Raw genomic sequence first — 12149 nt, forward strand, 5'->3', positions numbered from 1 at the left:
TCAGCTCAGGGCCAGCTCGCGGCAGGCGCGCACCGCGCTGAGTGCCGCCAGGGTGGAGGTTTTAGGGTTAGACGCCAGCGGCAGCCCGCTCAACTCCAGATGGAATTCGCCAAACAGCCCTTCAACGTGCAGCGTGTGGGTGTTACGTTTCGTTGTCGGGTCAACCATCAGCTGCACGCGGGTTTCATCCATCCCGACGCCGCCGAGCGCCACGGTCGCCGCCACGTTGGCGTTCGCCGGGAACAGGCGCGCCGCCTCGCGGGCGCTGCCTTCAAAAAAGACCTGCGCCTCTCTGACTGCGTTAAGATCGATAAGCTGCTCGGCGTAGCTGCCGCGCCAGCTGGCCGGGCTTTTGCGCGACTGATAGGTGACGCGCTCAAGCCCGCCCTCTTTCGCCGCCGCCAGCCCGTCGATGCCCGCCACCGCCCCGGAGAGCAGGGTCAGTTTTCCGCCCGCCGCGAGCAGGCGCTGCTCCAGCGCGCTGTCCGCCAGCGCGCCGGTGGAAATGACCGCCAGATGCCAGCCGCGACGGAGAATATCTTCACCGTACTGCGCCACCGCCTGCTGGCTGGCGCACTCCAGCACCAGATCGGGCGTTTCCGTGCAGTCCATCGGCGAGCCCAGCGCCACCGCCGTATCGCTAAACCGTTCCGCGATCGCCGCGTGGTGAGACTCGCGCGCGACGATCCAGCCGATCGTCACCCCGGCAGGCAGGCGTTCGATCACCGCCTGCGCCATCGCGCCGTAACCAATTAACATGACCTTTTTCATGATGCGTCCTTACAGATGGCGGCAGAAGCCGCCGGAAACGTCCAGCGCCGCGCCGGTGGTAAACGATGCCAGCGGCGAGGCGAGGAACAGCAGCGCCTGCGCGGGCTCCTGCGGCTTGCCGAGGCGCGCCATCGGAATGCCGCGCTTGCGCGCGATCTCCGCCGTCCACTCCGGCCAGCTCTGGCTTTTGTCCGCCCGGTTTTCGAAGCGGCGCTGCCACTGGCCGGACTCGACCATGCCGAGCAGTATGGAATTGACGCGAATCCCTTTGCCCACCAGCTCTTTCGAGAGCGTCAGCGTCATGTTCAGTAGCGCGGCGCGGGCTGCCGACGTGGCGATCATGTGCTCTTCCGGCTGAAGCGCCAGCAGGGAGTTCACGCAGGTGATGGAAGCGATGTCGGACCGTTCCAGCAGCGGCTGAAACGCCTGAACCGGGTTAATGACGCCAAACAGTTTGAGTTCGGCTTCGTGCAGCCACGCCTCGCGCGGCGTGTCATGGAAGTGCGCCACGTAGCCCTGACCGGCGTTGTTGATCAGCATATCCGCCGCGCCAAAGCGCGCCTGCACCGCATCCGCGAAGGCCTGCACCTCGTCGGCGTTCAGCACGTCGCAGCGGTAAGAGAAAATCTCCCCGTCGGGATAGTCGTTTTGCAGCGTCGCATGGGCGCTGGCGAGCCGGTCCGGGTCGCGGCCACAGAAAGCCACTTTCGCCCCTTCGCCCAGCAGCAGGCGCAGCGTTTCAAAGCCAATGCCGGACGAACCGCCGGTAACGACCGCTACGCGGCCGTCAATGTGTGCATTCATCGCGCACCTCTTCGTTAATGCGTAAAAGCTGTTGGTTAAAAAACGCGTCGTTATCGAGATAGCTCGCGTGTCCAGCCTGCGGAATGGCGGTAAACGGCATGCCGTAGCGCAGCGCCAGCCCCTGCACCAGCTCGGGCTGCGTTATCGCGTCCTGCTCGCCGCACCAGACTTCAAATTGACCGGCGTAACGCTTAAGCCAGCCGTGAACGTCGTCGTGCGCCAGCATCCACGCGGCGGCAAGGTAGCCTTCCGGTCGCAGCCCGCGCATGCCCGCCGCGACGGTGGCGATATCTTCCACCCGCGCGCCGGTGCGCAGCAGCGTCGCGGCGCGGGTCTGGGCGAGGATGTCGCCGCCGAGCGCCATCTGCTGCTCGCGATTACGCCAGACCTGCTCCCGCTGCGCCGGCGCGGCATTGCCATAGCCCTGCGCGGCGTCCGCCAGCACCAGATGAATGACGCGTTCAGGAAACTTTGCCGCAAAGGCGCTGGCCACCAGCGCGCCCAGGGAATGGCCCACCAGCACCGCCTGCCAGACACCGGCGCGATCGAGCATCGCCGCCAGCGCGTCGGCGTAATCCCCCGCGTTCGCCCGCTCAACCGCCAGCATCGGGCTTTCACCGTAACCGGGCATGTCCCACGCCAGCACGCGAAAACCGTTCAGCGCCATCTGCTTGTGCCAGGACGCAGCGCCAGAGCTGATCCCGTGCAGCAGCATCAGCGGAATGCCGCTTCCCTGTTCACGAAAACCCGTCATGGCGCCCCCTTAGTTCCGCTTCACTTTTGAGAGCGGATGGTCGGAGGGGTAGGTCGGGATTTCCGGCTTATTTGTTCCCAGCATGACGCACATCAGCGCCTCTTCTTCCCCGTGGTTAAACAGGCCGCGATAGATACCCGGCGGGACGGAGATCAGGTCACGCTCGCGCAGCACGGTTTCGGTGTAGTTGTCGCCGTCCTGGATCATCAGCGTGATCTGCCCTTTGAGCATGAAGAACACCTCCTCCACGTCATCGTGCAGGTGCAGCGGCCCTTCGCACTTCGACGGCAGCACCATGGTGGAGAAGGTAAAATGGTCCGCCTGCACGGTATTGGTGTCGTTCGCCACGCCGGTTGCGCCGGTGCCGATGTAGCGCATCTGCGCCCGGCGGTATTTCGGGTCAAAATCGGCCTGGAACTTCAGCGCGTTCCAGTCGTATTTACGGCCTTCGAAGCGCGCGATGCGCGACTCGACCCACTCTTCCATCGTCAGGTGGTCAGGTTTGATGCCTGTTTTATTGGTTACGGTTGAATCAGTCATGACACTCTCCTCAGTAACGTCTCAGCAGCGGCAGTAACAGGACGCAGCCCACCGCCGCCATCACCGCCAGAAAAATCAGCCCGGAATCCATGCTGTGGGTGAAGGCGATAAGCGCGCCCATCACCGCCGGCGACAGCGCGCCCGCAAAGTTTCCCAGCCCGTTGAAGATGCCGCCCGCCGTGGCGCTCACCCGGGGATGGGTGGCCTTCGCCAGCAGGGCGAAAATGTTGGGGGCGCCGGTGCCCCACATAAAGGTGCTGAAGCTCATCGCCGCGATGATGGCAAGCGGGGTATCAAGGTGCATCACCGCCGTCAGCCCGACGGCCGCCCCCGCCATCGAGATAAAGCAGGCCGCCGCGCGCTTATCGACCCGGTCAGAGAGCCACGCGCCAATCACCTCTCCCGCCAGCATGGCGATGAACGGCATCGACGACAGCCAGCCCGCGTGCTCCAGGTGGATGCCTTTGCCCTTGATTAAGTAGCCAGGCAGCCAGCCATTGATGCCCCACAGGTAGGTCAGGAACGCGATGTTAAAGATGCAGATGATCCAGAAGTGCGGGCTGACAAACAGCTCGCGCCGCGCCGCGCGCCGCTCGTCCTGAGACGCCTGCGAGGTGCCGGGTTTTGCTTCCAGACGGATCCCGCGCAGGCCGATGCGCACAAAAATAAGCACCGGCACGGTCAGCATTGCCATGACAAAGAAGGTACTCTGCCAGCCGAAGGTGTTCAGCAGCCAGAGGGAGAGCGGGAAGCCAATCGCCGCGCCGACCGGCGTGCCCAGCAGCCACAGCATGGTGGCGCGCGCCTGTAAATGCTGCGGGAAGTTGTGGCGCACGATGGCGAAAGCCAGCGGGAACAGCGGCCCTTCCGCCACGCCCAGCAGGATGCGCAGGACGATCATCAGCGTGTAGTTATGGGTAAAGCCCATCGCCACCATCAGCACGCACCAGATCGCCATCATCCCGGTGAGCAGGCGCAGCGGCGCGATTTTGTCGCCTAAACCGCTCAAAAATACCGACGAAAAGCCGTAGCTCAGCAGGAAGGCGCTCATCAGAATGCCGAGGCGCGTGGTGTCAAAATCGATGCCCATCGCCTGCTGGAAATGGGTGTCGGAAAAGAGCGCCGCGATGCTGATTTTGTCGAAAAACGCCAGCAGCACACAGGCCAGCAGCGACAGCGGGATGGCCCAGCGCACCGCTTTTTCAGGCGTGCGGGTTCCCTCACCGCTCGCCTCGACGGGCGCGGTGTTGGTCTCTAATGTGGTCATGTCTCCCCCTACGGGTGCGGGTTAGCTATCGCAGTGACATCAGTGAAAAAGTCGGGTCGGCGAGCGGTACGTCCGACAGGTCCCGCCCCGCCGCCATCCAGCGCTTCGCCAGCTTGACGGTGCGCGCATCGTTGAACGCCACCAGCTGCGTTAGCCGACCGTTGTCGTCCAGCGAGAAGTACAGCGCCTCTTCACGCACTATCGTTCGGCTGCCCGGCTGCGGAATGCCGAGGATCTGAATATTGTGCTGGTATTGATCCGACCACAGCCACGGCGCGTCGTCGTAGCCTGGCGCATCGGGGTTAAGCATGGCTTTCGCCGTCGCCACCGCCTGATTCTGCGCGAAGGCCCAGGACTGGATGCACAGGCCGTAGTGATGGTGCTGTGCCACGTCGCCTGCGGCAAAGATGAACGGATCGGACGTGCGCCCCTGGGCGTCCACCACGATCCCCCGCTCGGTGCGAAGTCCCGCATCGCGCGCCAGCTCCAGATTGAGATCGACGCCGATCCCCACCACTACCGCATCAAAGGTTTCACGCTGGCCGTCGCAGTGGATGACCGGCAGGCCGTTATCGTCCTCCAGCTCCAGCGCGCCGCAGCCGGTACGGATCTCCACCCCCTGCTCACGGTGGATAGCCTCTAAGCGCTGCGACACCTCGCCGCTCACCGAGCGCATGCACAGCGCGGGCTGCTGCTCAAACAGCGTGACCGCCACGCCGCTTTTGCGCGCGGAAGCGGCAATCTCCAGGCCGATCCAGCCGCCGCCAACAATCGCCAGTTTTTTACTTTCTGCCAGACGCGCTTTCAGGCGCTGCGCGTCCTGCCAGTGGCGCAGGGTGTAGACCTGCGGGTGCGCCGCCCACGCCTGCGAAGGCAGGCGCGCCCGCCCGCCGGTGGCCATTAAAAGGATGTTGTAACTAAGGCGTTCGCCGTTGCTCAAACGCACGGATTTCGCTTCACGATCGACTGATTCAGCACGCAGCGGGCGGTACCAGGTCAGGTTCAGCGCCTGCTGTGCTTCTTCGCTAAACAGCCGCGGGAGCGCTGCGTCCGGCTCCAGCAGAGACGCTTTCGACAGCGGCGGACGTTCGTAGAAATCCCACTCCTCTTCCGCCACCACGCAGATCTCGCCGTCGAAGCCCTCGTCGCGCAAGGTTTTCGCCGCCCATCCGCCCGCCTGACCGCCGCCGATAATGACAATGCGCGACGTCATACCGCCTCCGGCTTTTTCTGCTGGCGGCGCGTGTCGTGGTCAATCCCGCCTTCTACCGCCCATTCGGTAAAGGAGACCAGGGAGTGCTCCAGCTCGCGCGGCTGCCAGTTTTCCGTCAGATAGTCGTCGTTGGTGTAATACTCAAACGCGCCGCCGGTCGGGCTATTGACGTACCAGAAGTACGCCGACGACACCGGATGGCGGCCCGGCCCGATAAAGGTGCTCCATTCATTTTTATTCATCGCGATACCGCCGCCGATCACCTCGTGGATGTCGCGCACGGTGAAGGCCACGTGGTTGAGGCCGCGCTTGCGGTTCGGCAGTTGCAGCAGGAACAGGTTGTGATGTCCGCCGCGCACCCCGCAGCGCAGGAACACGGCGCGGTTGATGTAGCGGTCCGAAACCTGGAAGCCGAGCACCTCGCGGTAGAATTTTTCCACCGCCGCCAGCTCCTCCACGAAGAACACCACGTGCCCGACGTTGATCGGCTGCGCGCGATCGTAAACCGGACTGGGCGTGTCGATACGGCGGGCATCGCCCCACTGGTTGATCGGCTCAACGTTCAGCTCCACGTCGGTCTGCTGGCTGACCTGCACACGCAGGGTCATGCCGTTCGGATCGAGGCATTCCAGCGCGTCGCCCACTTCGCGAAAGCCGGGCTGCTGCGCAAGCTTCGGGCGCAGCGCGTCGAGATCGGACTGTGCGGCCACCGCCCAGGTCATGCGGCGCAGGGTGTTGCCCGCTTCAAACGCCGGCGGCAGGTCGGGGCTGTCGATGGGGTTCAGCTCCACGCGCGCGCCGCTCAGGGTGGTAAAACGCTGGCCGCTGGCATCGCCCGTCAGGCCAAAATCACGCATAAATTTGGCGCAGTGCGTCAGGTCTTCCACGCCAAATTCCAGCTTTTCAATTCCGGTTACACTCATCGTTCATTGCCTCATCTGGCCCAAATTGGGCGTAGAACATGCCCGACGCAGTCAAGCGCCTGACGTTAACTCACTGATTTAGCTGGCCTGTGACAAATACCCTAAGAAGCCAGAAATTTTATCCGCCGCGAGGCGAACCTCGTTTTGCAGCCGCTCGCGGTCGGTCTGCGGGATCTCCTCCGACGGCACCAGAATGCTGACCACCGCCGCCACGCGTCCGCTTCGGTCATACACCGGGTAGACGATGGAGGAGATGCCGTGGCGGAAGAAGGATTCGCCGATGACAAACCCGCGGGCTTTGTCCTGCTGCACCATCTGCCACAGGGCCTCGCGGTCGTGAAGCTGCCCCGGCGCGTTGCCCGGCAGGCGCTCGTGCGGGAACAACTGTTCGAAATCGGCGCGGGAAATATCGGTCAGCAGCATGCGGCCCAGCGAGGTGCAGTGCACCGGCAGGCGGGTGCCAATGCTGACCTGGTTGATGCGCGACCCGGCGGCGCTGACGCGGGCGATGTAGATAATGTCGCGCCCGTCGCGGATCGCCAGATGGCTGCTGCACTGGCTCACGTCGCGCAGCTGTTCGATCACCGGCTGGCCGACCTGCGCCACGTCCAGCGAGGCGATGTACTCAAAGCCGAGACGCAGCACGTTCATGCCCAGCGAAAAGGTATTGGTGCGCGCGTTCCGCTCCAGAAAGCCCATGTATTCCAGCGTCTGCACCACGCGATAGGCGGTCGCCTTCGGCATATCCACCAGCCGGTGCAGCTCGGCAAAGGTCAGATCGCGATGCTGCTCGCCAAAGGCCAACAGCAGCTGTAAACCGCGCTCCAGCCCCGGCACCAGATACTTCACTTCCTGATCGTTTGCCATAATCGCTACACCTTAGTTAAAAACAAAACCGCCGTTGACCGGGATCAGCTGCCCGGTGATAAATCGCGACAGATCGCTTAACAGCCAGACCACGCTGCCGGTGACGTCTTCCGGCTGCTGCGCGCCGGTTAACGCGCGGCCATTCTCGTAAAGCTGATGGCGCTCGGCCGGAACATATTCGGTTGCCTCGACGCGGGTTAACCCCGGCGCGATGGAATTAATGCGGATACGCTTTTCACCCAGTTCGCGCGCCATCGAGCGGGTCATGGCTATCACCGCCCCCTTGCTGGCGACGTAGGCCATCAGGCGCGGCGCGCCCCACAGCGCGGTATCGGACGCAACGTTCACGATGCCCGCGCCCTCGCGCAGCAGCGGCACCGCGGCGCGCGTCACCAGCCAGGTGCCTTTGACGTTAACGCTCATCACCCGATCCCAGAGATCCGGATCGTAATCGAGCATATTTTTGCCGCCGACGCCCGTCGCCATCGCCGCGTTGTTCACCAGGCCATCAATCTGACCCTGCTCGCCAATCGCGCTGAACACCTGCTCAATGGACTGCGGATCGGCCAGATCGATAACGTGCGGTTCGATCGCATAGCCCTGCTCGCTCAGGGCGTGGGCGCTCTCGGCCAGCTCGCCCTTGAGGATGTCGCACATCACCACCGCCGCGCCCTGCTCCGCACAGGCTTTGGCAAAGTGAAAGCCCAGCCCGCGCGCGGCGCCGGTTATGACGATGCGCTTGCCGCTCAGCAGCCCGTTCATCAGGCGGCTCCCTGCTGTTCTTCGCGCATCGCCAGCTGCTCTTTGGCGGCCTTTTGCATCATGCGGCGCAGGCGCGAGAGGCCGACGTCGTGCTGATACAGGTATTCATGGTCGCGGGCGTTGGGCGCCAGGCTTTCCAGCACCACGCGGTCCTGCTCCAGCACTTCCCAGTGCAGTTTTTCCAGACGGTTGCGGTACATGAAGCGCCACATGTCGCGCTGCCAGCCCTGCACCCGGCGAATGCGCCAGAAGAAGACGCGGCAGTTGTCGTTATCTTCCGGCACCACCATGCCGACGATAAAGAAGTGGCCGCCCGGCCCGAAGCGCTTCTTGTACGGAATGGAGAGGCGCATCCAGCAGGTGCCGCTGTTGCCCAGCTCCACCCAGTCAAAGTTGACGCCGCTCTGCCCTTTTTTCTCGAAAATAAAGCCGGTTTTGGTCGGCTGGAGCACCATGTCGGCCTTGCGATCCCCTTCCGCCATCGAGTGCGACGAGGAGTGCAGATAAGTGCCGTGCATCGGGTCCATCACGTTTTCCAGCGCGTACTGGTAATTGCATTTCCACGCGGCGGTGCAGAGGAAATTGCTGAAGCTGTCCGTATCGGCGAGCTCGTCCGGGAAGGTCAGTTCGTCCGGCTGCTGGTCTGCGGTGACGCCAAACCACAGGAAGATGGCGCCATGCGCCTCCTGCACGTTGTAGCTGCGCACGCACTGCTGGCCGACCAGCGGGCATTTGTCCACGGCGGGCACGTCTTTCACCTCGCCGTTGCCCGCGACCTCCACGCCGTGATACCAGCAGGCAATGCGGTCGCCCAGGTTCCAGCCCATCGACAGGCGTGCGCCGCGGTGCGGACAGCGGTCCTCCAGCGCCTGCACCTTGCCGTCTTTGTTGCGCCAGACCACAATCTGTTCGCCCAGGCGGGTAATGCCCACCGGTGCAGACTGCACCTCCCAGCTCGCCAGCACCGGATACCAGAGGCCGCGCAGACCTTTATCGAGATAGTGTTGTACGGTAGTCGTCATCGCGTTGCCCTCAGTAGCCGTTAACCTGTAAGAATGCCTGGAAGCTGGCTTCGCTCCACGGCTCGCCCTGCTGATCGTGCATGCGCACCGCGTTCAGCCCGTTCACCAGCTCCGGTAAGGTTTCAACTCCCTGCTCGAAGAGATCTTCCAGCGTGGCGATGAGGTTCACTTCCCAGCTTTCCGGCTCGCGGCTGCGGGTCTGCCAGATCAGGTTCTGATAATCACCCGGCTTATGGATCGCACCGTTACCGCCCTCAGCCGGTGGGGCAAACTGACGGCTTTCCGGCAGCGCCGGGTTGTAATTCAGGGTGTCGCTCATGCCACGGTCTCCTCGACGAAGGTAATCTGAATCTGGTTTTCAAAAACCCGAACCGGGTAGCGGTTAAGGTTGCGTCCGCCGGGGCCGTGCAGGCACTGGCCGGTTTTGACGTCGAAGACCGCCTCGTGCAGCGGGCATTCCACTTTGCCGTCTTCCACGAAGCCCTGGCTCAGCAGGGCATAGGCGTGGGGGCATACGTCTTCCAGCGCGTAATATTCACCGTCAATCAAATACACGCCGATCTCTTTACCGTCGACGTTGCCGCTAAAAGGGAAATCTTCCTGTACTTGTTCTGCGTCACATACGCCTATCCAGCTCATCACGATCCTCCAGGCTTTTGTTTCATATATGAAACTCTGTTTCTTATTTAATACGGTCAATATAAAAGCGATGAATGTTTCGTCAAGCTGCAATGTGACGAATTTGTTAATCAAACGGTAATTAATTAACTAAGTGTGCAAAGGATCACGAAAAAATGCAGCGATATGAAATTTTCATTATTGCGGCGTGAAAGAATACGATTTATCGATGGCCTGAAATTTTAATAAACAGTGATTGACTTCTTTTCTTTTTGTTCCTTAAAAATAAAAGAAGGTAAAATTATGGCGTTTCACCTGTGAAACTTAATTTTATTTTTCCATTAATAAACAATGAGTTTCATAGGTGAACCATTTTACCCCTGTGACAATCACGCGCATAAAAAATAGAAATAAGCGAAAACATAAGGCAGGTGTTATGACGGCAAGATGGCAAGGCATAGTGGCATTGTTATTACTCATTATTATTTCCTACGTCGACCGGGTAAATATTTCTGTCATGATTTTAAACCCGGAATTTGCCCAGCATTTTCAGCTAAATGAAAACAGAATGTTACAGGGAATGCTGATGACCTGTTTTCTGCTGGGTTATGGATTTTCAGCTTTATTATTAACGCCGGTTATTGAAAGCAAACTCCATTATCGACAGGGATTATTGGGCAGCATAGCGATTTGGGCAGCGGTATGCGCCATTTCCCCGCTGCTCGGATCGCTGATGGGCATGCTTATCGCACGCACGATCCTGGGGATCGCTGAGGGGCCGCTCTTTTCGCTGAAAACGCGCTTCATCAGCGAACACTTTAGCGCGCAGGAGATCGGCAAACCCAACGCCGTGACCGCGCTGGGGGTCTCGCTCGGGCTGGCCGTGGGCTTTCCGCTGGTGACGTGGCTGATGGCGCATCTCGGTTGGGCCGGGTCGTTTTATGCCCTGGCGGTACTGAACCTGGTGCTGGGCGGCGGCCTTGTCTGGCGCTTCCTGCCCGCGCCGCAGGGTGCGGAGCAGATCAAAAAACCGGGCTTCGCAGAGACGTTTTCGCTTGCCTGGCAGACGCCGCTGCTCGGGTGGATCCTGCTGGTGGAGATTGCCACCCTGAGCTATCTCTGGGGGAGCAGCGCCTGGCTGCCCGCGTGGCTGCGTGACGAGCATCATTTCTCGCTGCACGCCACGGGCATGCTTGCGGCCATTCCCTTCCTGCTGAGCCTGGGCTCGAAGTTCCTCGGCGGGGTGCTGCTCGACAAAATGCGCCCGGAACAGGCGCCGGTGCTGTTTGTGGTGGGCGGCGCGCTGACGGCGCTGTCCGTGGTCGCGCTGATGCTCAGCCATCAGCCTGCCTGGCTGGCGCTGTTTATGCTCTCGGCGAATATCTTCTGGGGGCTACAGGGGGCGGCTATTCCGGCGGTGATCCAGCATCACGCCGCGCGGGAAGCGGTGGGCAGCGCTTACGGCATTATCAATGGGATCGGCAATATCTGCGCGGCGTTTATTCCGCTGCTGATGGGGATGGTGATGAGGTCGGTGGGGTCGGTCAGCTCAGGCTTTTCGGTGCTGGTCGTCTCGCAGGCAATCACCCTGCTTGCCGGGGGAATGTTGCTGCTGCGCATGCGTCGCGCAGCAGCAATCAGCGCGTAAGGCTTATTCGCCTTTTTTCGCCGCCTGGATGTAGAGCATTTCCAGCGCCAGGGTCGCCGCGGCAAGCGCGGTGATCTCGGACTGGTCATAGGCTGGCGCCACTTCCACCACGTCCATCCCAACGATGTTCAGATCCTTCAGGCCACGCACCAGCTTGATGGCGCGGTCTGACGTCAGGCCGCCAATCACTGGCGTACCAGTACCCGGTGCAAACGCCGGATCCAGGCAGTCGATGTCAAAGGTCAGATACACGGGCATATCACCGACGATCTGCTTAACCTGAGCCAGAATATCGTCCACGCCGCGATCGTTCACCTGGCCGGCGTCCAGCACGGTGAAGCCGTTATCTTTGTCGAACTCGGTACGGATGCCGATCTGCACGGAGTGGTTCGGATCGATCAGGCCTTCTTTCGGCGCGGTGTAGAACATGGTGCCGTGGTCGAACTCGCAGCCGTTCGCGTAGGTGTCGGTATGCGCATCGAAGTGCACCAGCGCCATTTTACCGAAGTGCTTCGCGTGGGCGCGCAGCAGCGGCAGAGTAACGAAGTGGTCACCGCCGAAGGAGAGCATGCGCTTACCGGCCGCCAGCAGCTTCTCTGCGTGCGCCTGCAATTTTTCGCTCATTTCGCGCGCGTCGCCGAAGGCGTACACCAGGTCACCGCAGTCCACCACGTTCAGGCGCTCGCGCATGTCGAAGTTCCACGGGAAGCGGTTGTGCTCCCAGGCCAGGTTGGTGGAAACCTGACGGATTGCCGCCGGGCCGTGACGTCCACCCGCACGACCGGAGGTTGCCATGTCGAACGGTACGCCGGTGATCACCCAGTCAGCGTCGCTGTCGTACGGCTGGAAGTTCATTGGAAGGCGTAAAAAACCAAACGCGTTAGATACCAGAGAGTTATCGTACTGATGACCTAAAGTGCTCATGTCCAGACCTCTTTAAACGTCGATACATTAAAAACA

The 12149-nt window shown here is 61.5% G+C and carries 14 protein-coding genes; 1 reads left to right on the forward strand and 13 read right to left on the reverse strand.

What is annotated here, in order from left to right:
* The 12 genes from E0L16_RS03955 to E0L16_RS04010 all read right to left on the reverse strand — a co-directional run bounded on the left by E0L16_RS03955 (position 1) and on the right by E0L16_RS04010 (position 9562).
* Positions 1 to 771, reverse strand: a complete 771-nt coding sequence (locus E0L16_RS03955) for an aspartate dehydrogenase (protein ID WP_131636366.1) — start codon at positions 769 to 771, stop codon at positions 1 to 3.
* A 9-nt stretch (positions 772 to 780) separates the two neighbouring features.
* Positions 781 to 1575 carry an SDR family oxidoreductase gene (locus tag E0L16_RS03960; RefSeq protein ID WP_131636367.1) on the reverse strand — a complete coding sequence of 265 codons (795 nt, stop codon included), beginning with the start codon at positions 1573 to 1575 and terminating at the stop codon, positions 781 to 783.
* The gene (locus E0L16_RS03965; protein WP_131636368.1) at positions 1559 to 2329 is read right to left on the reverse strand and encodes an alpha/beta fold hydrolase; all 771 of its coding nucleotides are present in this window, start codon (positions 2327 to 2329) and stop codon (positions 1559 to 1561) included. The genes E0L16_RS03960 and E0L16_RS03965 overlap by 17 nt, the downstream gene beginning before the upstream one ends.
* Before the next feature lie 9 nt (positions 2330 to 2338).
* Positions 2339 to 2869 (reverse strand): cupin domain-containing protein, encoded by a 531-nt coding sequence (locus E0L16_RS03970; RefSeq protein WP_017382915.1) that lies wholly within the window; start codon positions 2867 to 2869, stop codon positions 2339 to 2341.
* Between the two features lie 10 nt (positions 2870 to 2879).
* The gene (locus tag E0L16_RS03975; RefSeq protein ID WP_131636369.1) at positions 2880 to 4136 is read right to left on the reverse strand and encodes an MFS transporter; all 1257 of its coding nucleotides are present in this window, start codon (positions 4134 to 4136) and stop codon (positions 2880 to 2882) included.
* 25 nt (positions 4137 to 4161) lie between these two features.
* The gene (locus E0L16_RS03980; RefSeq protein ID WP_131636370.1) at positions 4162 to 5349 is read right to left on the reverse strand and encodes an NAD(P)/FAD-dependent oxidoreductase; all 1188 of its coding nucleotides are present in this window, start codon (positions 5347 to 5349) and stop codon (positions 4162 to 4164) included.
* Entirely contained in the window at positions 5346 to 6272 is a 927-nt protein-coding gene (locus E0L16_RS03985) for a VOC family protein (RefSeq protein WP_107533707.1), read from the reverse strand. Before E0L16_RS03985 ends, E0L16_RS03980 begins: the two co-directional genes overlap by 4 nt.
* Positions 6273 to 6350: 78 nt before the next feature.
* Positions 6351 to 7139 carry an IclR family transcriptional regulator gene (locus E0L16_RS03990; RefSeq protein ID WP_048959379.1) on the reverse strand — a complete coding sequence of 263 codons (789 nt, stop codon included), beginning with the start codon at positions 7137 to 7139 and terminating at the stop codon, positions 6351 to 6353.
* Positions 7140 to 7151: 12 nt separating this feature from the next.
* Positions 7152 to 7901 carry an SDR family oxidoreductase gene (locus E0L16_RS03995; protein ID WP_131636371.1) on the reverse strand — a complete coding sequence of 250 codons (750 nt, stop codon included), beginning with the start codon at positions 7899 to 7901 and terminating at the stop codon, positions 7152 to 7154.
* Positions 7901 to 8923, reverse strand: a complete 1023-nt coding sequence (locus E0L16_RS04000; protein ID WP_131636372.1) for an aromatic ring-hydroxylating oxygenase subunit alpha — start codon at positions 8921 to 8923, stop codon at positions 7901 to 7903. Before E0L16_RS04000 ends, E0L16_RS03995 begins: the two co-directional genes overlap by 1 nt.
* Positions 8924 to 8933: 10 nt before the next feature.
* A complete protein-coding gene (locus E0L16_RS04005) occupies positions 8934 to 9242 on the reverse strand; it encodes a recombinase-like helix-turn-helix domain-containing protein (RefSeq protein WP_028014353.1) in 309 nt (102 codons plus the stop codon).
* On the reverse strand, positions 9239 to 9562 hold the full coding sequence (locus tag E0L16_RS04010; RefSeq protein ID WP_003860044.1) for a Rieske (2Fe-2S) protein: 324 nt from the start codon (positions 9560 to 9562) through the stop codon (positions 9239 to 9241). The genes E0L16_RS04005 and E0L16_RS04010 overlap by 4 nt, the downstream gene beginning before the upstream one ends.
* A gap of 415 nt (positions 9563 to 9977) precedes the next feature.
* Here E0L16_RS04010 and E0L16_RS04015 point away from each other — a divergent pair, with 415 nt between their 5' ends.
* On the forward strand, positions 9978 to 11189 hold the full coding sequence (locus tag E0L16_RS04015) for an MFS transporter (RefSeq protein WP_131636373.1): 1212 nt from the start codon (positions 9978 to 9980) through the stop codon (positions 11187 to 11189).
* Between the two features lie 3 nt (positions 11190 to 11192).
* Here the strand turns inward: E0L16_RS04015 and speB are convergent, their stop codons facing one another.
* Positions 11193 to 12113 carry an agmatinase gene (speB, locus tag E0L16_RS04020; RefSeq protein WP_017382921.1) on the reverse strand — a complete coding sequence of 307 codons (921 nt, stop codon included), beginning with the start codon at positions 12111 to 12113 and terminating at the stop codon, positions 11193 to 11195.
* Between the last annotated feature and the right edge of the window lie 36 nt (positions 12114 to 12149).

It is taken from the genome of Enterobacter quasihormaechei (genome assembly GCF_004331385.1).
Lineage (GTDB): Bacteria > Pseudomonadota > Gammaproteobacteria > Enterobacterales > Enterobacteriaceae > Enterobacter > Enterobacter quasihormaechei.